The 23,019-nt window shown below is 46.6% G+C and carries 16 protein-coding genes; 11 read left to right on the top strand and 5 right to left on the bottom strand.

The window, feature by feature from the left end:
* Nucleotides 1–21: 21 nt before the first annotated feature.
* Entirely contained in the window at nucleotides 22–624 is a 603-nt protein-coding gene (locus ACT7WV_RS22630) for an IS607 family transposase (protein ID WP_445105041.1), read from the bottom strand.
* A 74-nt stretch (nucleotides 625–698) separates the two neighbouring features.
* Here ACT7WV_RS22630 and ACT7WV_RS22625 point away from each other — a divergent pair, with 74 nt between their 5' ends.
* The 4 genes from ACT7WV_RS22625 (at nucleotide 699) to ACT7WV_RS22610 (ending at nucleotide 4,558) form a co-directional block, all read left to right on the top strand.
* Nucleotides 699–1,724 (top strand): ABC transporter permease, encoded by a 1,026-nt coding sequence (locus ACT7WV_RS22625; RefSeq protein ID WP_445105040.1) that lies wholly within the window; start codon nucleotides 699–701, stop codon nucleotides 1,722–1,724.
* A gap of 137 nt (nucleotides 1,725–1,861) precedes the next feature.
* Nucleotides 1,862–3,607, top strand: coding sequence for a peptidoglycan-binding domain-containing protein (locus ACT7WV_RS22620; protein ID WP_445105039.1), 1,746 nt, complete (start codon nucleotides 1,862–1,864; stop codon nucleotides 3,605–3,607).
* A gap of 124 nt (nucleotides 3,608–3,731) precedes the next feature.
* Nucleotides 3,732–4,247 carry a hypothetical protein gene (locus tag ACT7WV_RS22615; RefSeq protein ID WP_445105038.1) on the top strand — a complete coding sequence of 172 codons (516 nt, stop codon included), beginning with the start codon at nucleotides 3,732–3,734 and terminating at the stop codon, nucleotides 4,245–4,247.
* A gap of 11 nt (nucleotides 4,248–4,258) precedes the next feature.
* Complete coding sequence (locus ACT7WV_RS22610; protein ID WP_445105037.1) at nucleotides 4,259–4,558, top strand: hypothetical protein; 300 nt, start codon at nucleotides 4,259–4,261, stop codon at nucleotides 4,556–4,558.
* A gap of 14 nt (nucleotides 4,559–4,572) precedes the next feature.
* On the opposite strand, the gene hisD is transcribed toward ACT7WV_RS22610, so the two are convergent.
* Entirely contained in the window at nucleotides 4,573–5,880 is a 1,308-nt protein-coding gene (hisD, locus tag ACT7WV_RS22605; RefSeq protein ID WP_445105036.1) for a histidinol dehydrogenase, read from the bottom strand.
* Nucleotides 5,881–6,089: 209 nt separating this feature from the next.
* Here hisD and rpsT point away from each other — a divergent pair, with 209 nt between their 5' ends.
* The 5 genes from rpsT to ACT7WV_RS22580 all read left to right on the top strand — a co-directional run bounded on the left by rpsT (nucleotide 6,090) and on the right by ACT7WV_RS22580 (nucleotide 18,100).
* Nucleotides 6,090–6,413 (top strand): 30S ribosomal protein S20, encoded by a 324-nt coding sequence (rpsT, locus tag ACT7WV_RS22600; protein WP_445105035.1) that lies wholly within the window; start codon nucleotides 6,090–6,092, stop codon nucleotides 6,411–6,413.
* A 604-nt stretch (nucleotides 6,414–7,017) separates the two neighbouring features.
* Nucleotides 7,018–7,833, top strand: a complete 816-nt coding sequence (locus ACT7WV_RS22595; RefSeq protein WP_445105034.1) for a TatD family hydrolase — start codon at nucleotides 7,018–7,020, stop codon at nucleotides 7,831–7,833.
* Nucleotides 7,834–8,483: 650 nt separating this feature from the next.
* Complete coding sequence (gene rpoB, locus ACT7WV_RS22590; RefSeq protein ID WP_445105033.1) at nucleotides 8,484–11,804, top strand: DNA-directed RNA polymerase subunit beta; 3,321 nt, start codon at nucleotides 8,484–8,486, stop codon at nucleotides 11,802–11,804.
* 113 nt (nucleotides 11,805–11,917) lie between these two features.
* Nucleotides 11,918–13,795, top strand: coding sequence for a DNA-directed RNA polymerase subunit gamma (locus tag ACT7WV_RS22585; RefSeq protein ID WP_445105032.1), 1,878 nt, complete (start codon nucleotides 11,918–11,920; stop codon nucleotides 13,793–13,795).
* 279 nt (nucleotides 13,796–14,074) lie between these two features.
* Nucleotides 14,075–18,100 carry a DNA-directed RNA polymerase subunit beta' gene (locus ACT7WV_RS22580; RefSeq protein WP_445105031.1) on the top strand — a complete coding sequence of 1,342 codons (4,026 nt, stop codon included), beginning with the start codon at nucleotides 14,075–14,077 and terminating at the stop codon, nucleotides 18,098–18,100.
* Between the two features lie 150 nt (nucleotides 18,101–18,250).
* On the opposite strand, the gene ACT7WV_RS22575 is transcribed toward ACT7WV_RS22580, so the two are convergent.
* Nucleotides 18,251–19,462, bottom strand: a complete 1,212-nt coding sequence (locus ACT7WV_RS22575) for an HhoA/HhoB/HtrA family serine endopeptidase (protein ID WP_445105030.1) — start codon at nucleotides 19,460–19,462, stop codon at nucleotides 18,251–18,253.
* 275 nt (nucleotides 19,463–19,737) lie between these two features.
* Between ACT7WV_RS22575 and ACT7WV_RS22570 the strand changes: the two genes are divergently transcribed.
* Entirely contained in the window at nucleotides 19,738–20,121 is a 384-nt protein-coding gene (locus ACT7WV_RS22570; RefSeq protein WP_463424195.1) for a metal-sensing transcriptional repressor, read from the top strand.
* A gap of 233 nt (nucleotides 20,122–20,354) precedes the next feature.
* Here the strand turns inward: ACT7WV_RS22570 and ACT7WV_RS22565 are convergent, their stop codons facing one another.
* Entirely contained in the window at nucleotides 20,355–20,993 is a 639-nt protein-coding gene (locus ACT7WV_RS22565) for a glycoside hydrolase family 24 protein (protein WP_445105029.1), read from the bottom strand.
* 251 nt (nucleotides 20,994–21,244) lie between these two features.
* Entirely contained in the window at nucleotides 21,245–21,904 is a 660-nt protein-coding gene (locus tag ACT7WV_RS22560) for an SDR family oxidoreductase (protein WP_445105028.1), read from the bottom strand.
* 330 nt (nucleotides 21,905–22,234) lie between these two features.
* Between ACT7WV_RS22560 and ACT7WV_RS22555 the strand changes: the two genes are divergently transcribed.
* Nucleotides 22,235–22,945 (top strand): DUF1997 domain-containing protein, encoded by a 711-nt coding sequence (locus ACT7WV_RS22555; protein ID WP_445105027.1) that lies wholly within the window; start codon nucleotides 22,235–22,237, stop codon nucleotides 22,943–22,945.
* Nucleotides 22,946–23,019: the final 74 nt, after the last annotated feature.

Here is a 23,019-nt window from a genome sequence, read left to right as displayed (position 1 = left end):
GCTTTAGAGTTGCTCATGCCATTATTCTTGGATAACCTTCTCGATTAAACTTTGACAATTTCTAAGGCCAGAAAGTCTTCCACTGAATGTTTGAATTATACTGATCAAGTCTTCTACCATTTCCTGCTGTGGTGATAACGGCTCTTGATTAGCTACAAGAATTTCGCAGCCCTTCTCGGAGGCAAAAAACTCAAAGTAATCGAACCCAAACCTCGCTAAACGATCTTGGTGAGCAACAATTAGTCTTGATATTTCACCCCTACCAATCTCTGACATAATTTCCCGGAATTTATGGCGCTTGAAGTTCATGCCACTACCAACTTCACTGATCCATTTGTCTACCACGATGCCAGCGCTTAAACAAAATTGTTGCATCGCCTCTTCTTGAGATTTAAGCTCCCCGAGTTGAATTCGTGAAGTGCCAGATACCCGACAGTAAACTACTGTCTTTCTCTGAGGCGGTTCGATACCCAAAGCCCGACGAACATCTGATTCGTCATAAAATCGGTGTCCTCCTGGCGTACGCTTAGCTTTGAGTCTACCTTCTCTATCCCAGCGCCGGAGAGTGGTAGTAGACTTGCCTATTCGTTTGGCAAATTCGTGAGGACGGTAAATCTTAGCCATAACGAAGAAGTATAGCTAATTGCGGCTCAGAGATTAAAGTATTATTCAATTTAGCAAAGCCTGACACTCTGCCTATGTCTCGTGCCAAAGCCTTACAGTATTACATCATGACGCGTCTGCTGCTAGCTCCTCTGATGCTGTGGACAATTACAACATTGGTGTTTCTGCTACTCAGGGCAACGCCAGGAGATCCCGTAGACGCAGTTTTGGGAAATCGTGCCCCAGATAGTGTTAAGGAGGAGTATCGCCAAAGATTGGGGCTATCAGAACCTTTGTGGTTGCAATACATCCGTTACCTAGGAGCTTTACTCCGTCTGGATTTAGGCTCCTCCATGACCAGTCAGGGCCAAGAGGTTTGGCAGATAATTCAGCAACATTTCCCGGCAACAGTGGAGTTGGCGGTGTGCGGTATGACAGTTGCTTTTGTGGTTGGTATTACCGTCGGCACCTTGGCAGCCACTCACAGTGGCACTGCTTGGGATGCTGGGGGACGCCTGTTTGGCATCATTACCTACTCACTGCCTCTGTTTTGGGTAGGAATGATTGTGCAATTAGTTTTCTCAGTACAACTAGGCTGGTTTCCTTTGGGGAGGCGCTTCCCGATTGGTTTGCCCGCACCAGAAGACTACACGGGGCTTTACACAATTGACAGCTTACTCAGCGCTAATCTGAGCCAGTTTTTTACTTCTCTACACTATCTTGCTCTACCTAGCATCACTCTGGGCATTCTTTTAAGTGGCATTTTTGAGCGGATTGTGCGGGTAAATCTTAAGCAAACTCTCAAGGCAGATTATGTAGAAGCGGCGAGAGCTCGCGGCATTCCTGAAAGGCGAATTGTCCTTGCCCACGCCTTAAAAAATGCGATGATTCCAGTAATTACAGTTCTAGGACTGACTCTTGCAGCTTTGCTCGGTGGAGCTGTATTAACGGAGGTAACCTTCGACTGGCCAGGCTTAGGCAACCGGTTGTATGATGCAATTTCTCTAAGGGATTATGATACTGTTCAGGGAATTATGGTATTTTTCGCGGCAATTGTGGTGCTAGCAAGTATTGCAATTGACATTATTAATGCCTTAATTGATCCCCGTATTCGTTATTAAAAAATCTACTCACTACCATGGAATTTATTAGTAATATTTAACCACAAATTAATGCCATAGCCCCCGGTTAATTATCAGGTTTTTGCGTTTGCCAATGGGCAATTTTTTTAACATCCCACCATAAGTAATATACAACAATGCGCCTCGAAGACATAAAGGGAAACATTACCATCTCTTTGGCTACCCTGAAAGCTGATCAAGAGTTGGTTAGACAGATACAAACTAAGCTCAATGTCCTAAATTTATATCCTGGTGGGAGCTTAATCGATGGAATATATGGTCCCCGAACAGAAGCAGCATTGATTGAATTTTGCAATGCTGAGAATCTCCCCAATATGAGAACGGGGATATTTGATGAACGGTTTGCTCAGACACTGCTTATGGTTGGTTTAGTACCTTTACGCCTGGAAGACCTTAAGGGAAATACTACCATCGCTTTGAATGCTCTCAAAGCTAATGCACAATTACTTGAAGAGATTCAAATCAGGCTTAGCGCCATCGGTTTATATCCTGGTGGCAGATGGATTGATGGTAAATACGGCCCACGCACGGAGGCTTCACTGATTGAATTCTGTAATCTTCAGAGTCTTCCTAATATGAAAACTGGCGTATTTGATCAAAGATTTGCCCAGGCATTACTCAACGTTGATGCAGTTCCTTTCCTCTTAGAAAAAGCTAAAGATCGAGGAAAAACATTTAATGAATTTCTTGCTCAAGAACAGGGTTTGTCTCTGGGTAGTGTCGCGTTTTTATATCGAGGTATTAATAACTCACCTTACCAAGAAGAAATTAAATTTTATCCAGATCGTTTAAAGGAAAAGCCCGACGAAATAGAGGTTATTTCTTTGGGCAAGACGGCTACGGTTACTGGTACTAACAAAACAGTGAGCTTCAACCCCTATCCGAGGCTGGGAGAATTACCTCAAATTGATGAAACTGGTCTCAATTTTCTCCATCAGGAAATTCAGCAAGCTTGCATCTGTATTGGCTCTTTTGTTGAGGGTAAAATTCAGGCTCGTTGGCTAGGCAGAAATGCCCTGAGTAATGTTGAATGCTGGAGTTCGACGAAAATTATTCCTCTTCTCAATGTGGTTTCTCAAGTTAACTCGAATTCCCCAGCAACTGACATTGATAACTGTCTGGTGCGAGCAGTGGGCAGTCAAGGAGGTTTTCCCTTTCATCAGCTAGCAGCAGATATCACTAGTTATCAAAATAAAATCGCTAACTCTAATACTTTGGGTGTTACTTTTAAACAATTCAACAGTCCGGAAAATTTGGAGGATTGGGTTAAAAACATTACTGGTAATAAAAATCTAACTTTCCGTGGCAGATATGGTCAGCTTCCTTTTATTCAATCACCACAATTGTTTGACCAAAAACTAAAAAAGGTAGTGTTAACTGCGGGTTCTCCAAATCATCGAGGTAGTAATTCTATCTCCTTATATGATCTGGCTCGCTTTGCTTCCATGCTGGGATGGCATCATCATTTTTTCCAGGAAGGACGATTGCCAGGAGCACAGTGGGATAGCCTGGAAAGTGTTGTCAGGGCTATGGGTAAGGATGCTGCACGTTACGTTGAAGTGGCAATTAATAAGTTGGGTTTGGAGAGTGTAATTAGATCTCCAGTGATTATCTCTAAACTGGGCAACGGACGCAGCAGCATTAGGGACAGGTATGAAATAGTCTATGTTGCCTTGGTGCAGTTTGTAGATAAACGTCCCAAATCTGAAGGCAAGCCTGCCAAGCTGAGAACTCTAAGCATGGCATTACTAGCAGCCAAGGATCTTAATAACCCAGACAGGGAAGCAAAAGAGCTTGATGCCAGGATGGCAGCAGAAGTAACGGAGATTCTGCGTCGAGTAGTCACCGAGGAGTTAATTTGACTTAATTGTTGCAATAATCAGCGATCACAACATCATAAAACCTAATTCAATTAGCTTGCCGAGTTTTTCTCTACCCCCGACATTAAATGTCGTATACTTAGAAGTAGGGAAATCTTAAGAAAAAATGAAATACAGAATTGTAACCGAAGAAACCTACCAAGCTCTACTCAACAGCAGTAAAGCGATCGCTACTCATCTGGAAGCTAGCTCTCGGCAAGGAAAGTCTGTGGCACCGGAATTTACCAAGATTAAAGAAACTTGGAAGCTAGTGCAGGATTTGGCTTCAGGCAATTATCCTGATTTCCTCTTACCACCGTCCCTAGCCGATGGCACGCCAGTGGTCGTTTCTTCTAAGGTTTCTCTCAATTTTCCAGACTCCTACACCATGATGATGGCAATTCAGGCTTATCCAGGTGTCGTGGTGCGCCCACCGCAAGAGAACGAACATACGGGATACCATGTCTGGGGTATGGTTGATGCTTATGCTGCTTCTAAAGGCGATCGCGCTTACAGAGGGGAGTGGGTTTTGAAGCGTTTCGCCGATAGCCCTGACTATGAGGGGGCTCACTTCTGGGCTTATCGCTTCACCTATGAAGAAATGATGAGACGTCGTGCTGGCTTAATTGCGGTTGAGGCTTGAGGTAATTGACGATGAGCCGTAGACAAAAGCCGCTTCCGGATTCTGCAACGGCTCGCCTTCACCCTGCTATTCGAGCCGGGGGTGCTGCACCAGTCATTTATGAGTATCTCAAAGAGCGATCACAGGGTGATAATCCTGACAATTGGTGGATTAAAGCAACAGAACTGGTTAAGTTGACCAATACCGGAACTAGGCAAATTCAGCGACTAGTAGCCAAGATGCGCGCTGAGGGAATTGAAATTGAGGGTGGACAACAAGGATATCGACTACTTAAGAGCAACAGCGCAGTAGGTAAAGCATTGCGGCAATGAGTAAAACCACTCTACTAATCTTCTAGATTACCCTGGGTGCGCAAGCGCACAGAGTCAGCGTGGGAAGGTAAACCTTCGGCTTGTGCTAATGCTTGGATCGCACCAGAAACTTTATTAAGCGCACTGGAGGAATACTGAATCAAGCTGGAGTGCTTCATGAAGGTTTCGACACCCAGTGCAGAAGCATAGCGAGCAGCACCGGAGGTGGGAAGAGTATGATTGGGCCCCGCTAAGTAATCTCCTACGGCTTCCGGGGTTGAGTTCCCCAGGAAAATTGCACCAGCATGGCGGATTTTTTCCAGTAAGTCCCAAGGTTCAGTAATTTCCAGTTCTAAGTGTTCTGGTGCGAACTCGTTAGAGAGTTGAGCCGCGGTTTCTAGCGAATCAACAACGACAATCAAGCCGTAGTTAGCGATCGCTTTTTCCGTCAGTAGCCTTCGCGGATGGTCTATAAGTTGCCGTTTGACTTCAGCTTGCACTTGTTGTGCTAGCTGAGTATCAGTCGTGATCAAAATTGCTGCTGCTATGGGATCGTGCTCTGCTTGTGCCAACAAATCGGCAGCCACGTAAACGGGGTTGGCGGCGTGATCAGCGATAACCAGCACCTCTGAGGGGCCAGCGAGGGAATCAATCCCCACCGCTCCATAAACTAGTTTCTTGGCAAGAGTAACGTAAATATTGCCTGGCCCGGTAATCACATCTACCTTGGGAATTGTTTGTGTGCCATAGGCTAAAGCGGCGATTGCCTGAGCACCACCTACCCGGTAAATCTCCTGTACCCCAGCTTCCTGAGCTGCTACTAGGACGGCTGGATTGATTTTGTTGCCAGCTCCCGGCGGCGTCACCATGACAATCTGAGGGACTTTAGCCACTTTTGCTGGAATGGCGTTCATCAGTACAGTGCTAGGATAAGAAGCCCTGCCACCAGGAACGTAAATTCCTGCCATGTCTACTGGTGTGTAGCGCTTGCCTAAGACAACTTCGTCGTCACCGAACTGTACCCAGGATTTGGGAACTCGCTGTCGATGAAAGGTCTCAATTTGTCGTGTTGCCAAACGAATTGCATCGAGTAATTCCTTGGATACCTGTTGGTAAGCAGCGTCCAATTCCGTCCCACTAACACGCAGTTGCTCAGGACTCAAGGAGACTTGGTCAAATTCCTCTGTGTAGTGCAGGAGTGCTTTGTCGCCCTGGCGCTTTACTGTATGTAAGACCTCCCGCACCGTTGCCTCTTTATGAACAATTTCATCTTGGGACGTACGGTCGCAGATCCGCCGCAGTTCCGTTTGTGCCTCAGCTGGCTGAGTAATGATTCGCAGCATGGAGTCGGAGTGCCTATCGTTAGGTATTATTACCCGTTTGAGACTAGGTCAACGAGACTTCTCTAGTAGAGGAGCAAATCGTACCCAGACTCACTCTTCTATAGCTTAACCCGGATTTTTCTGGGGTCGTCATCCTTTCAAGATAGATGTTATATTGATTATTCAGGTATTTTGTTTGTTATCGAAAGCGAGCTTTCCTAAAAACTACTGTGGCCAATAGCAAGTCAGCACTCAAGCGTATAAAAATCAACGAACGCAATCGAGTTCGTAATAGAACCTACAAGTCAGCAGTGAGGACCCTGATTAAGAATTACCTTACTGCCGTAGAGGATTACGGAAGTCAGCCGAGTCCGGAATCATTGCAAGCAGCAAGGCAAAAGATGGAAGTAGCTTACAGCAAAATTGACAAAGCTGTGAAGCGGGGGGTGCTACATATTAACAATGGAGCCCGCAAAAAATCCCGCATGGCTAAAAGGCTGAAACTTGTAGAAACAAAACTTAACCCTGCTTCGGCAGAGTCCGCAGCTTCCTAGTCGAGGCATTAGAACTGCCCAAAAACTTTGTTAGTCTTCAAAACTGTACAGGTTGAGTCTGGGTAAAGAGAACACAATATGAAGTGGGCTTTGCTCAATCAATAGCCTTTGGTTAGAAGAGAAGGTAAGGTGTTTCCTGTTGTTAGGAAATGGTTATAGCGCCATGCTCATAACAACAGGAGTCTTAACCTAAAAGCAGGGCTGTTCGTCGGTCAAAATATTCTAAGTTTGCTCAAGTTGACCTCAAAGAAGAAAGCAAGCGTCTCTAAAAAACAAGCAAGAGAGGTGAGCAAGTTAAGAGGGGAAAGTTTAGTATAACCAGTTGGTATATCCAACCCGCACAGGTTAGGGCGCAGCTCTTAATCTTCGGGTTGGGATATAGTGTGAATATGAATAAAAAACTGCAAGAGAGTACAAAAGCTTCTCCCTACAGCAATTTGCCTTCTAGTAAAAAACCAGGAATTTAGACAGGGGGTAACGGGAGTTTAAGCTTTATTTCAGCTAAAGTACCCTGGTAGAGATTTCTCAAGCGCTGAGTTTAACAGCTTTTGTGGGGAAATCCTATTTTAGTTAGTTGTGGAACATAGGCAGTAGCATAGTGCCGATGCAGTTGGTAGACACTCACGTCCATATTAATTTTGACGTCTTTGACATAGATCGGTCAGCAGTGCGAGACCGATGGCGGGGAGCTGGTGTAGTAAGGTTAGTGCATTCCTGCGTAGAGCCAGCTGAGTATGCTGGCATACAAGCGTTGGCAGATCAATTCCCTGAACTGTCCTTCTCAGTTGGTTTGCATCCCCTGGATGTTCAGAAATGGACACCCCAAATGGCTGCACAGATTTTATCCTTAGCCCGTGCTGATCAAAGAGTAGTGGCAATTGGCGAGACAGGGCTAGATTTCTTCAAAGCCGAAAATTATCAAGAGCAAAAGGCAGTTTTTGCCAGCCAACTAGCGATTGCCCAAGAGTTAGATTTACCCGTGATTATCCACTGCCGCGAAGCCGCTTCTCCCATGCGAGACTTATTGGAAGAATTTTGGCAGAGTAACGGTTCCGTAAGAGGTGTCATGCATTGCTGGGGAGGTACTCCTGAAGAGACACAGTGGTTTTTAGACTTAGGATTTTACATTAGCTTTAGTGGCATTGTGACCTTTAAAGGAGCAGCACAGATTAAAGAGTCAGCGATGATGGTACCAAGCGATCGCCTGCTAATTGAAACAGACTGCCCCTTTTTGGCACCAGTTCCCCAGCGAGGTAAGCGTAACGAACCTTCTTATGTCCAATATGTAGCAGAATGTGTTGCTAATCTGCGCAATATCTCCAAGGAAGAGCTGGCTAGCCACACAACACAGAATGCTTGTTGCTTGTTTGGTTTTGATCTACCCAGCGAACTTCAGGAAGAGTCAAAGACTGGCTCTTGAGAAAATTGAAAGTGATCGTCTTTAACGTTCTAGCTAATCCTACACCCGACACTAGAGTCCTGCCAAGGGAAACTACTTTAGTGGAATTGTGCCATGGTGCAACCAACTCGCTCTTAAGTGTCTCTCACTTTCTAAGCAAGTTTCTGTGCGCCATAATAAATATGGAGTTATCATGGAAGAATTTCCGCTGCATTCAATTGATTTAATTTGCTATCACTGCATCCACCTAAAAAATCACAGCAAGCAAATTGCGACCTGAAGGGCATAGATAATCGTGCCTTTACTGCTAGAAACCCTTAAATTTTATTGCCATCGAACTCCTAGTCTGAGACAGTAGTCATTCAACCAGACCATTTCGTCGCCACCACCAGGAAAAGTCGGAAAGTTTCAGTAGCTAGCAAAGGATTGGCTTTAGCCGCCAACTATCTCTAGTAATCGCCCTCTATGCCTAAGTATGGCATATCCCAACTGTTCAACTTGCTGAGTGGAGCGGCTCCTTTGACCCCCTACACTTAAATTTCAGGTTTTGGAGGCAAATGTTTTTTTTGATAACTCAAGTGTCTTAAATCACTAGATTCATTGATGTAATCCCTATCTAAGACAGTCTCCCCTTGATCAAGTTACTCATTCTCTAAATCACCATCAGACGCATGATTAATCAGATTTACGCTCCTCCCGCTCGGCTTGAGACTGCTCCTGCCTATATGTTGCCTGATTTAGTGGAGATTCAGCGTTCCAGCTTTCGCTGGTTCCTGGAAGAGGGGCTAATCGAAGAACTCAACAGCTTCTCACCGATTACCGACTATACAGGTAAGCTAGAGCTGCACTTTTTGGGTCAAAACTACAAGCTCAAGAAACCCAAGTATGACGTCGATGAAGCCAAGAGGCGAGACAGCACCTACGCGGTACAAATGTATGTACCCACGCGCCTGATTAACAAGGAAACGGGCGAGATTAAGGAACAAGAAGTCTTCATCGGAGATTTACCTCTGATGACAGACCGAGGGACTTTTATTATCAACGGTGCTGAACGAGTAATTGTTAACCAAATTGTTCGTAGCCCCGGAGTTTACTACAAGTCAGAAACTGATAAAAACGGACGCCGTACCTACAGTGCTTCACTGATTCCTAACCGAGGAGCGTGGCTGAAGTTTGAAACTGACAAAAACGACTTGGTGTGGGTTCGTATCGACAAGACCCGAAAATTATCAGCACAGGTACTCTTGAAGGCTTTAGGGCTCTCGGATAACGAGATCATTGATGCCCTGCGACACCCAGACTATTACCAGAAAACCCTTGACAAAGAGGGTAATCCTAGCGAAGAAGAAGCCTTGATGGAGCTTTATCGCAAGCTGCGTCCAGGGGAGCCACCGACTGTGAGTGGTGGTCAGCAGTTGCTGGATTCACGCTTTTTTGACCCAAAACGCTATGACCTTGGTCGGGTTGGTCGCTACAAAATCAACAGAAAACTGCGACTGAATGTGCCAGATACAGTAAGAGTATTGACCTCCCAAGACATTGTGGCGGCGATCGATTACTTGATCAATCTAGAGTTTGATGTGGGCAGTACAGACGACATTGACCACCTAGGAAATCGGCGGGTGCGTTCAGTCGGTGAACTGCTGCAAAACCAGGTACGTGTAGGACTCAACCGCCTAGAGCGAATTATCCGGGAACGGATGACAGTTTCTGATGCCGATACCTTGACGCCAGCCTCACTAGTGAATCCTAAGCCTCTAGTAGCCGCGATTAAGGAGTTTTTTGGTTCCTCTCAGCTGTCCCAGTTTATGGATCAGACCAACCCCTTAGCAGAGTTGACGCACAAGCGGCGTCTTTCTGCCCTAGGACCAGGCGGTCTAACGCGGGAAAGAGCTGGTTTTGCTGTTCGGGATATTCACCCCTCCCACTACGGGCGAATTTGCCCAATTGAAACACCAGAAGGACCAAATGCTGGTCTAATTGGTTCTTTAGCAACTCATGCTCGGGTTAACTCCTATGGCTTTATTGAAACCCCATACTACCCAGTAGACAATGGGCGAGTGATTAAAGACCATCCCCCGTTGTACATGACTGCTGATGAGGAAGACGACCTGCGGGTAGCACCAGGAGACATTCCGACAGACGAAGAGGGTTATATTTTGGGCGAGTCGGTACCAGTCCGCTATCGCCAAGAATTCACTACAACAACACCTGATCAGGTGGACTATGTAGCTGTGTCCCCGGTGCAAATCATCTCTGTAGCAACATCACTGATTCCTTTTTTGGAACATGATGATGCCAACCGAGCACTGATGGGTTCTAACATGCAACGGCAGGCTGTGCCACTTTTGCGACCCGAGCGACCCTTAGTAGGAACAGGACTGGAAGCTCAAGCAGCCAGAGACTCAGGTATGGTCGTGGTCTCACGTAGCGACGGAGAAGTCAGCTATGTGGATGCCGAGAAAATTGTTATCAGAGATAACCAAGGTCATGAGAGCCATTACGAACTCCAAAAGTATCAACGCTCAAACCAAGACACCTGTTTGAATCAACGTCCTTTAGTCTTCGATGGCGATGACGTGGTTGCTGGTCAGGTTCTGGCAGATGGCTCTGCTACCGAAGGTGGTGAACTAGCCCTCGGACAAAATATCTTGGTAGCTTACATGCCTTGGGAAGGCTATAACTACGAAGACGCTATCCTGATTAGCGAACGACTGGTGATCGATGATGTCTACACCAGTATCCACATTGAAAAGTACGAAATTGAGGCGCGTCAGACCAAGCTCGGACCAGAAGAAATTACTCGCGAAATTCCCAACGTCGGGGAAGATGCCCTGCGTCAGTTGGACGAAACCGGTATTATTCGTGTTGGTGCTTGGGTAGAAGCAGGCGACATCCTGGTTGGTAAGGTAACTCCGAAGGGAGAGTCAGACCAGCCGCCAGAAGAAAAACTGCTGCGGGCAATCTTTGGTGAAAAGGCCAGAGATGTACGGGATAATTCCCTGCGTGTACCTAACGGAGAAAAAGGACGCGTTGTTGATGTCCGGGTCTTCACTCGCGAGCAAGGGGATGAATTGCCGCCGGGAGCCAATATGGTTGTCCGAGTTTACGTAGCTCAAAAACGCAAAATCCAGGTAGGCGATAAAATGGCGGGACGCCACGGCAACAAGGGAATTATTTCCCGGATTTTGCCGGTAGAGGATATGCCCTACCTCCCGGATGGCACACCACTGGACATTGTTCTCAATCCTTTGGGAGTACCTAGCCGGATGAATGTTGGTCAGGTATTTGAATGCTTACTCGGCTGGGCCGGTGAAAACTTAGGTGTTCGATTTAAGCTGACGCCTTTTGACGAAATGTATGGGGAAGAGTCATCCCGCAGCACAGTTCACGGCAAACTAGATCAAGCCAGTGAAGAAAGTGGCAAAGATTGGGCCTTTGACCCCTTAAACCCAGGTAAAAGCAAAATCTTTGATGGTCGTACCGGGGAAGCCTTCGACCGACCCGTCACGGTTGGTAAAGCTTACATGTTGAAACTGGTGCACCTAGTAGACGATAAAATTCACGCTCGCTCTACAGGTCCTTACTCTCTCGTGACGCAGCAGCCTCTGGGCGGCAAGGCCCAACAGGGCGGTCAGCGCTTCGGAGAAATGGAAGTGTGGGCTTTGGAAGCTTTCGGTGCAGCTTATACACTCCAAGAATTGCTGACAGTCAAGTCAGATGATATGCAAGGTCGCAATGAAGCTCTCAATGCCATCGTCAAGGGCAAGGCAATTCCGCGTCCGGGTACTCCTGAATCCTTCAAGGTCTTGATGCGAGAACTACAGTCTCTAGGACTCGACATTGCTGTACACAAAGTAGAAAACGCAGAAGATGGCAGCAGCCGTGATGTAGAAGTTGATTTGATGGCAGATGCGGATCGACGCAGGACACCATCGAGGCCTACTTACGAATCTTTAAACCGCGAGGAACTTGAAGAGGAGGAAGTCTAAAAATCATTAGTTATTAGTTATTGGTTCTTAGTCATCCGGCTTATGGGAGGCTAAAGACCAATAACTGATAACTGAGGACTGAGTACCGAGTACTGAGGACTAAGGACGAAATTATGAAACAACAGCAAGAACAGCGGTTTGACTACGTAAAAATCGGTATTGCCTCTCCCGAGCGCATTCGTCAATGGGGAGAAAGAACCCTCCCTAACGGCCAAGTGGTGGGTGAAGTTACTAAGCCGGAAACGATTAACTATCGCACCCTAAAACCCGAAATGGACGGGCTTTTCTGCGAGCGCATTTTTGGACCAGCAAAAGACTGGGAATGCCATTGCGGGAAATATAAACGGGTGCGCCATCGTGGCATTGTTTGCGAACGCTGCGGTGTAGAGGTTACAGAGTCACGAGTACGACGCCACCGGATGGGGTACATCAAACTGGCAGCACCAGTAGCTCATGTTTGGTATCTCAAGGGTATTCCCAGTTACATGAGTATTCTGTTAGACATGCCTCTGCGAGATGTCGAACAGATTGTTTACTTCAACGCCTATGTAGTACTCAATCCTGGCAATGCCGAGAACCTCAGCTATAAACAGCTACTCACCGAAGATCAGTGGCTGGAAATAGAAGAGCAACTCTATGCTGAAGATTCTGAATTGACTGGTGTAGAGGTAGGTATAGGTGCAGAAGCACTACAGCGGCTCTTGCAGGATGTAGACTTAGATTCCGAAGCTGAAAGCCTCCGGGAAGACATTGCTAACTCTAAAGGTCAAAAACGCGCCAAGCTGATCAAACGTTTACGAGTCGTTGACAACTTTATTGGCACTGGCTCGATGGCGGATTGGATGGTATTGAGCGTGATTCCGGTAATTCCTCCGGACTTACGCCCGATGGTTCAGTTAGACGGTGGTCGCTTTGCCACTTCTGACCTTAATGACCTCTATCGACGAGTAATCAACCGTAACAATCGATTAGCACGTTTGCAGGAAATTCTGGCTCCAGAAATCATTGTCCGCAACGAAAAGCGGATGCTCCAAGAAGCAGTAGATGCTCTAATTGACAATGGAAGACGGGGACGCACCGTAGTTGGGGCTAACAACCGACCACTCAAATCTCTATCAGACATTATTGAAGGCAAGCAGGGACGCTTCCGGCAAAACCTCTTAGGTAAACGGGTAGATTACTCAGGTCGAAGCGTGATTGTTGTTGGCCCCAAACTCAACATCCACCAGTGCGGTTTGCCCCGTGAGATGGCGATTGAACTGTTTCAACCCTTTGTGATCCATCGCTTAATTCGCCAAGGCTTAGTCAATAATATTAAGGCGGCAAAAAAACTTATTCAGCGTGGTGATCCCAGTGTCTGGGATGTTTTAGAGGAAGTGATTGCTGGTCACCCAGTTCTGCTCAATCGGGCACCAACGCTACACCGTTTGGGAATTCAAGCGTTTGAACCAATTTTAGTAGAAGGCAGAGCCATTCAGCTGCATCCCCTAGTTTGCCCAGCCTTCAACGCTGACTTTGACGGTGACCAAATGGCGGTTCACGTCCCTCTTTCTTTAGAATCGCAGGCAGAAGCACGACTGCTAATGTTGGCTTCTAACAATATCCTCTCACCAGCAACGGGCCGCCCGATTGTCGCTCCTAGCCAAGATATGGTTCTGGGATGCTATTACATGACCGCAGACAACCCGGCAGCTAGTACAGAAACTCAGCGTCACTTTTCTTCCATGGAAGACGCCATCAAAGCCTATGAGCAAAAGCAAGTAGATTTGCACTCCAAAGTATGGGTGCGCTTTCAAGGCACAGTGGAGACAGAAGTACCAGACAATGAAGTCGTCAAAGAAGAACGCTCATCAGATGGCACGGTGACTAAATTCTACAGAGAACGTCGCGTCAGGGAAACAGCTGAGGGAGAGATACTTTCCCAGTTTATCCGTACTACTCCGGGCCGGATTATCTATAACAACGCAATTCTAGAAGCGCTCAACAGCTAAACGGAGAGTCGCTTTTGCTGCTGAGCTAGCTATAGCTTGGCTTGACGCGAATCGGTAACAAAGGACGGTAGTTGCGGACTCCATCTCCCCGTGCTACGTACCGCTTCTCCTCTCGGAGAGACTCTCGCGTTAGTTAAAGCTATAGCTTCTCCTCCCTAGGCTGCTTTGCACCACCCTGGCACCATTGCTCCCACCTCCAACCGATGCGCCTTGTGCCTGAAGCGCACTATAAGGTGCGACGCATGCCACACCAACAAACCTTCAAACTTCAACACACCAATGACAGATCAAGCAGATCAAAAGGAAACGATTTTTTACAACCGCACCGTGGACAAAGGTCGGTTGAAAAAGCTGATATCCTGGTCATTTACTCAGCATGGCAGTGCTCGCAGTGCCCAGATGGCTGACAAGCTTAAAGAGTTGGGCTTCCGCTATGCAACCAAGGCAGGTGTCTCGATTAGTGTCGATGACCTACAAGTGCCACCAGTGAAACGCCAGATGTTAGATGCTGCTGAAGCACAGATTCGCGCAACAGAAGCTCGCTACACTCGGGGTGAAATCACTGAAGTTGAACGGTTTCAAAAAGTTATCGATACCTGGAATAGTACTTCCGAAGCTTTAAAAGAGGAAGTGGTGCGTAACTTCAAAGCCACTGATCCGCTCAACTCAGTGTACATGATGGCTTTTTCCGGTGCTAGGGGAAATTTGTCTCAGGTGCGACAACTTGTAGGAATGCGTGGTTTGATGGCAAACCCTCAAGGGGAAATCATTGACTTACCGATTAAGACCAACTTCCGGGAAGGTCTAACGGTAACCGAATACATTATTTCTTCCTATGGGGCGAGGAAAGGTCTAGTAGATACAGCTCTCAGAACTGCTGACTCCGGGTATCTCACTAGGCGTCTGGTGGATGTCGCCCAAGACGTTATTGTGCGAGAAATCGATTGCGGCACCAACAGGAGTATCGTGGTTGGCCCAATGAAGGACGGCGACCGCGTCCTAATTCCTCTGATTGACCGCCTGCTGGGTCGAGTACTAGCAAAAGATGCCGTAAGTCCCATCACGGGCGAGGTAGTTGCCAAGCGTAACCAAGATATCTCCGATGAGCTGGCAAAAAAAATTGTGGATGCTGGCATAGAAGAAGTGACTGTGCGCTCACCTCTCACCTGTGAAGCACCGCGCTCAGTCTGCCAGCACTGCTATGGTTGGAGCTTAGCCCACGGTCACATGGTTGATTTGGGAGAAGCCGTTGGCATTATTGCCGCCCAATCGATTGGAGAACCAGGAACTCAGCTGACCATGCGTACTTTCCATACAGGTGGCGTTTTTACTGGTGAGGTAGCACGGCAGTTACAGGCACCTTTTGACGGTGTAGTACGCCTAGGCAAGCGCCTTCGTACTAGGGGGGTCAGGACTCGTCATGGAGAAGAACGAGAGCAAGTTGAAGTGGCTGGTGACCTTATCCTCGAACCAAAAAGTGGTGACCGAAAGCCGGAAACTTTTCCTCTAACTCCCGGTTCCCTGTTGCTGGTTCGAGACAAAGAAGAAGTCCAAGCACTTCAAATTGTCGCAGAAGTGGCAATTGGTAAATCTCGTCTTTCCACGGAAAAAGTTACCAAAGACGTTGCCTCTGACCTAGCAGGGGAAGTGCTGTTTGCCAACCTAGTGCCAGAAGAGAAAACTGACCGACAGGGCAACACCACCCGTATTGCTCAGCAAGGAGGTTTAATCTGGATTTTATCGGGAGAAGTTTACAACCTACCCCCTGGTGCAGAACCAGTCGTCAAAAACGGTGATCCAGTTCATCCAGAAAGCGTTCTGGCGGAAACTAAGCTGGTCACAGTCAATGGTGGTGTAGTCCGACTTACTCCAGGTAGGCGGGAAATTGACATCATTACAGCCTCCGTCCTGCTAGACCAAGCTATGGTCAGAATAGAAAGCACGGGTGGTCGTGAACAGTATGTTATTCATACTTCTAACGACCAAAGATTCCTGCTTAAGGCAACGCCAGGAACCAAAGTCTTGAATAATCAAGTGGTGGCGGAGCTAATTGATGACCAGTACCGTACCCAAACTGGTGGCATTATCAAATATGCTGGTGTCGAAGTCGCCAAACGCGGCAAGGCGAAACAGGGCTATGAAGTCGTTAAAGGCGGTGCCCTGTTGTGGATTCCTGAAGAATGCCACGAGGTCAACAAAGATATCTCACTGCTTCTCGTAGAAGACGGTCAATATGTTGAAGCCGGAACGGAAGTTGTCAAGGATATCTTCTGCCAATTAGGGGGTATTGTAGAAGTTGTCCAGAAGAATGACATCCTCCGCGAAATTGTCATTAAGCCAGGAGCTTTGCATTTGGTGGATTCACCGGCAGTAGCTATGGCCAAGTCGGAACAACTCATCTATCCGGGTACAGAAGCCATGCCAGGATTGATGGTAGAAGAGTTGCTCTATGCAGAAGCTGTGGAGACACCTGAAGGTTCAGCACTGTTACTGAGACCAGTGGTTGAATTTGCGGTGCCGGATCAACCTGATTTACCATCTCAGGCTTCGATTAACCGTCGAGATAATTCCGCAGAAGCTGCTGACGGCATGACCAGTATTGAACTTCGGGCAATACAAAGGCTACCTTTCAAAGACGGAGAGCGAGTCAAATCTGTAGAAGGAGTAGAACTGCTACGCACCCAATTGGTGCTAGAAATGAACCAGGAAAGCGCTAGTGATCACAGTGGTTCCTCCCAGTTGAGTGCTGACATTGAGTTAGTTAGTTTTGAAGATAGCGATAGCCCAACAGCAGCAACCTCAGAAATCTCAGAGGTCGAAGAACAGCGATTACAGCTTGTAATTCTTGAATCCTTGGTGTTGCGTCGTGACACCAGCACTGATCCTCTCGGTGGCAGTACCACTACACGATTACTCGTGGAAGATGGAGACGAAATTGCGCCAGGTGCTGTAGTGGCACGTACAGAGATTCAGTGCAAGGAAGCTGGTCAAGTTAGAGGGATTCGAGAAGGTGCTGAAGCAATTCGCCGGGTGCTAGTCATGCGGGAAGCAGACCTAATCACGCTACCTTGTCCCGACTCTAAGCCTCAAGTCAAGGTAGGCGATTTGGTGGTTACTACAGACACGATTGCTGCTGGCATAACCGCTGGAGAATCAGGTCAGGTAGTCCAAGTAAATGATGATTCTGTAACCTTACGGCTAGCTCGTCCTTATCGGGTTTCTGCTGGTGCAGTATTACAAATTGACCACGGAGACTTGGTGCAACGGGGTGACAACCTAGTATTACTTGTGTTTGAACGGGCTAAGACTGGTGATATCATTCAGGGTCTACCCAGAATTGAGGAACTACTCGAGGCAAGAAAACCCAAAGAAGCCTGTATTTTAGCTAGACGCCCAGGAGAAGCTCAGGTAGTTTATGAAGAAGATGAGACTGTTGATGTCAAGGTGATTGAGGCAGACGGTGTAGTTGCTGATTACCCCCTTGGTCCTGGTCAGAACGTGATCATTCCTGATACTCAGAAAGTTTTGGCTGCTGAAGCGCTAACAGATGGACCGGCTAATCCCCATGAGATTCTCGAAATTTTCTTTAACCTGACTATGGAAGAAAAGGGTGGAGTCTACGAGGCAGCGCTGCTTGGACTGCAACAGGCACAAGCTTTTCTGGTTAATGAGGTGCAATCAGTATATCAATCTCAGGGGATTGATATCTCTGACAAGCATATTGAGGTAATTGTCCGGCAGATGACCTCCAAAGTACGAGTCGATGACGGAGGTGATACGACAATGCTGCCGGGAGAACTAGTGGAATTACGGCAGATTGAAACTGTTAATGAGGCAATGGCAATTACTGGTGGTGCGCCCGCGCAGTACACCCCAGTACTGCTGGGTATTACTAAAGCATCACTCAACACTGATAGCTTCATTAGTGCAGCCTCCTTCCAGGAAACTACCCGTGTTCTCACAGAAGCGGCGATTGAAGGCAAATCTGACTGGCTGCGGGGTCTCAAGGAGAATGTGATCATTGGACGCTTGATTCCGGCAGGAACCGGATTCAACGGCTACGAAGATGCTGCTTTAGGTGGCTCAGAAGCTGATTTATCGGGTAGCGCCATTGCCTATGGCTACGGAGACGGAGCTGATTTTACAGACCTAGACAACCAAGATGATCCTCTAGAAGTTATACTCGATGACCGGACAGCGCGTAATTACAGTTTAGAGGAGTCTACTGATTTGGTGGATAATGACGGTCCGCTCAACACATTTCTCAAGGATGACCTTGAAAACGGCGACCTTGATGAAGCTTAGCAGGAAGAAGAGGTTAAGGAATAGTATTGGTCATTGACCTCTAGTTTTTGGTAATAAAAAAGGTTGAAGGTGGAAAGTAGTAAGGTTCTAATCTTGCACTTGCCACCTTCAATGCTTCTTGAGCCAAACTAAGTAACTAGTTATTAATTACTAAGTGGCGTTTTCTAGTTCATCGGTGCGAACAGAGAGGGTATTAGTTCGGTTACCGCGCTGTATTTTGACTTTTAATACCCGGTTCACGCCGCTATTCTCGACAATACGTTGCAACTGGTCAGTACTTGCAATTGATTGTCCATCTATTTCTACTACTACATCCCCGCGACGTATACCTGCGGAGGCGGCTGGGGTGTTCGTAAGAACTTGCACCACTAAGACTCCATTGACTTCTGGCACTAAGAATGGGGAGTTAGGGTCACGATTGTTCTCTTGTGCCAATTCAGGCGTTAGGGTAACCATACGAATGCCTATATAGGGATGAGCTACTTTCCCCCCGCGCACTAGTTGATCTGAAATCGCTTTGGCCTTGTTAACGGGAATGGCAAAACCAATCCCCATCGCATCAGCACGAATAGCTGTGTTGATGCCAATAACTTCCCCTTGCTCGTTTAATAGTGGGCCGCCGGAGTTACCGGGATTAATTGCTGCATCTGTTTGAATAAAGTCCAGTCGCTTGTCGGGAATTCCTACCTGGGCACTGGAACGTTGTAAGGTGCTGATAATTCCCAGAGTTACAGTATTATCTAATCCTAAAGGATTACCGACAGCGATCGCCCAGTCACCCACTTGAACTTGCTCAGAATCTCCTAGAGGGGCAACTGGCAAGTCTCGGCCATCAATTTTAACAACGGCTAAGTCTGTAACTTTATCGGCACCTTGTACCTTGCCCTCAAATGTGCGTCCGTCCTTAAGAATTACTGTAACTTTATCTGCCTGATCAACTACATGGGCATTGGTGAGAATAATCCCACTTGGGTCAATGATAAAGCCCGAACCTTGGCCCCGTAGCCGTCTTTCCTCCGGAAGCTGGGGGGAAACTCCTTCGCCGAAAAAGCGCCGAAAGAAAGGATCATCAAAAAACGGATCTACTCGACGCGTTACAGTGCGTTCAGTGTCAACTTGTACTACTGCTGGCCCGACTCGATTCACGGCAGCGGTGACAAAACTGCTATGAGTTACAGGATTGGCTGCTGGTTGCCTTTGTGCTGTCAGCGTTGGTGTTCCAGGTTCAGTATTAATCGGTGCTGGAGCTGCCAGAGAGGGCAATACTTGGTACACTCCAACTGCTAGAATTGTCCCCAGCAGGATGGCAAGTAGATGAGTTATGCTCTGGCGCAGAAAGAAAAAAATTTTTGTTGACTTCATAGCATTATTCTTGACTTTTGTAAATATATTTTGGCAACTTTCTTAGTCCTTGATTAGTTGCTAGGATCATCTCTGCACACTATTGTGACAATTCTCTAACTTTGATTTAACTGTGATAGTTATTGATATTGCCAGATTTCAGACGATATTTTTAGATGTTGATTACCGCTCCTGTTTTACCAAAAAAAGGTTGACTGCCATTGTCTGCTCTAAACTAGGACTAGGAGTAGGAGAGACCGATTGAATTTTGCTAATTGATAATTGGAGCTAATCCCTTGACTAACGAGACCTTTGCCTTGTCTGGTAAAGAAAAAAATTCCCTGACTCAGAAGGTGAACCTTAGCCATACTGAGCATAATCATGGCAAGGGAGTATCTGCACATAGCCATGTTCACAGCGAAGAATCTCTAAAAAGAATCGTCAATCGGCTGTCTCGAATTGAAGGGCATATCCGAGGTATCAAGACGATGGTACAGGAGAGTCGTGCTTGTCCTGATGTTCTGGTTCAACTTGCCGCTGTTCGGGGTGCTTTAGACCGAGTGGCAAGAATTATTCTAGATGAACATTTAACAGAGTGCATTGGACGTGCTGCCCAACAAGGCAATATTGAGGAGGAAATTGAAGAGTTAAAGGCAGCTTTGGATCGGTTTTTGCCTTAGTGTAAACCTCAGGATCAACACAAAAGCGATCGCTTCGGTGCCTATTCTCTTCCCTTGGCAAGAGTCGTCGGTGAGTCAGCCCTAATCGTAAGCCACAGAAAAAGCGATCGCTTTTTCGGTATGACCATGTTTGGCAGTTAAACTCGATTTCCAATTAACCATTTTTTACTTTCAATTAACCATTTTCTCTTGGCGGCTCCTCCGGTATCAACTTAACGGAGGAAGAAGTCAACTCAAACAGCCTTTGCCAATTCTTCCTTAAGCATCTGCCGATAAATCCTCGGTAAATGCTTCGTCATTACATTATCTTCTATCCCGTAACCGAGACTCGTCCAAGTACCAGAAAGCCGCCGCAACACCTCATCAACCTTACCCTGCTGTAGTTTTTCCGAGAGATTCATACCCCAAGCTTGCTGATCACTCAGCCAAGCGTGAACCACAGCGTCTTGATATTGTGGTTCAAAACTGTAGGATTTCCAAAACAAAAATCCCGAAGGTTGCGGATGATATTGCTGTGCCTTGTCATACCAAGTTGTGTTGATAAACTGATACCTTCCTGCCGCTGTCGTGCATTGACCAACATTAGGACCAGCAACAATAGGAACACACAACTCAGGATGACGTTTCAAATTCGAGATATACTGACCCCCATAGATGAGCGAATAGGGACTTTTTGAGTTGGCTTCACTTGCCGTGATTGTTCGCATCAAGGCCCGAATATAAGGATCGCCTCCCTTCATCACCAATGGCTGTGTTCCATGAACAGCCGTCGGATAATTAGATAGCCCAAAATCTGGCAACTCTCCCGAACGGAGTTCTAGAACCAAGGTAATCAATACCAAAAAACTAGCGGTAGTAATTAGATTTTTCAAGGTGAATTTCTGGAAATTCTCTTGCTGGACTTTTTAGTTTCTAGACTGAGATCAAGGTAAAATTAGTCTTCTCTTACCCTAATCTCCCCCACCGAAAGAATAGCTAACATTAGTATGACAAGGCTTGCCATTAGCATCGTAGTGCATCACCTCTAGGGGTAAGTTGCATGTTTCAAGGTGTAACTCATCTCAAACCTCAACCAAAATAAAGTCAGCTAGATTAGGCTTTAAGGGCAAACTTTACTTAGTAATCAGGTAACACTACTAAATAGCTGATCCCAGCTTTGATCAGGAACATCTGGTCTAGCAACCACTTCTACTATCTTATTGCGAGCCGCTGCTTCTGAGAGGGCCTCGACGCAAACTTGTGCTACTTTCGTGCGAGGGATACTACCATCAAATAGGGTATCTGCCGATGACATCACCACTAAGTCTGGGTTATCTTCGTTTTTAAGACCACCTGGTCTCACAATCGTATAAGTTAAGCCACTTTTCTGAATATATTCTTCAGCTTGCTTCTTCCAGACGAGAATCAGCCAAAACAAGTTGAGCGGATGAAAAAATTGGGATACGCACAAAGAAGAAACCAGGACAAAATGCTCGATTCCCTTAGTTTTGGCTACATCTACCAGGTTTTTAGTTCCTTGGTAGTCCACCTGATACGGCCCGGTGGGGTCAAAACTAGGGCTGGCACCCGTAGCACAGAGGATTACGGTGCTATCGCCTATAGCAGTGCCAAGACTCTCTGGTTTGAGTACATCCCCTACTACCAATTCCGCTTCAACTGGCAGAAGTTCCTTTCCTTTCTCTAGGTTCCGCACGAGAGCACGGACAGGAATGTTTCGCTGAGTCAGTTCTCGAACGATCCGGCGTCCAGTCTCGCCTGTTGCTCCAGCCACAAATGCTTTCATCTCTACCTCCGTAAGAACACTCTTGGTTAACAATAAGAATCACGAGCTATGCTGAGTAAGAGATTGTTTTTCTCCTTTAGTAGTAAACTTGAACTTCTCAATTGTAGGAACTTTTTCAAGATAACGTTTCGCTCTAATTTGCGAAAGTCACGACCCTTTATTTTCCTGGCAGCTAAGCAACTACTCAAGTCAGTATTTTCTTGAATATTCTGGAAATTATGGGTGTGTTTGTTTTTGAAGTTAGTCGGCAATAGTAAAGCGAAACCTTGAAACTCCAGCAGAAATATTTCACCTAAGCAAACCATAACCAACATAGACAGAGGAACTCTCATGGATTCCCAATTCGCTGGGCGTCAACCAATTGAGTTAGAGCAAGCACCCTTGAGTACTCAACCAAGTTTTACAGAGACTAACACTTTAGTGAAACAAACACCTTCATCGGCAAGTGAGTTCACTCATTTTCATGGTTATTTTCAAGACTCTATGGAAATGTATGCAGAGCAACAGATAGTTACCAACTACCTCGATGCTCACCAAGATTGGTTTAGCCGTTGCGCTCATCCTATGAGAGTAGAAGCAATTGGCTTGAATGGCTACGCTTTGGTAGTTGGGCGCTTTGCAGCATTGGGCTATGAGTTAGAGCCGAAAATTGGATTGGAACTGCTACCTCAAGAAAACGGTATCTACCGAATTCAGACGATACCTGTACCCAATTACATTCCTCAGGGCTATGAAGTTGATTTCCGTGCATCTCAAGGGTTTGTTGAAGTACCAGCGAAGGAGTATTTTCAGGAAGGGGAGTTTGATGATTTTGAGCCACCAGCGCTAATTACTCGCGTAGAGTGGGAACTTAATCTTAGTGTTGCCTTGCAGTTTCCCAAGTTTATCCAGAAACTTCCCCAGTCTTTAGTTCAAAATACGGGTGATCGCCTCTTAAGCCAGATAGTCCGGCAAATTTCCCGTCGCTTAACCTACAAAGTACAGGAAGACTTTCACCGTAGTCTCGGTTTACCCATGCCCAAAAAATTCAAAAAGCGCTAAGCTCATCTCACTCTTCGAGAAGTGGCATGATCTTCCTCTAACGTGTTAACTGCCTCTCGAAGAGTAAGAAGATA

It is taken from the genome of Symploca atlantica LB2515 (assembly GCF_052546295.1).
Note: the sequence above shows the minus strand (reverse complement) of the source record. Positions and strands in the feature narration are given on the sequence as shown.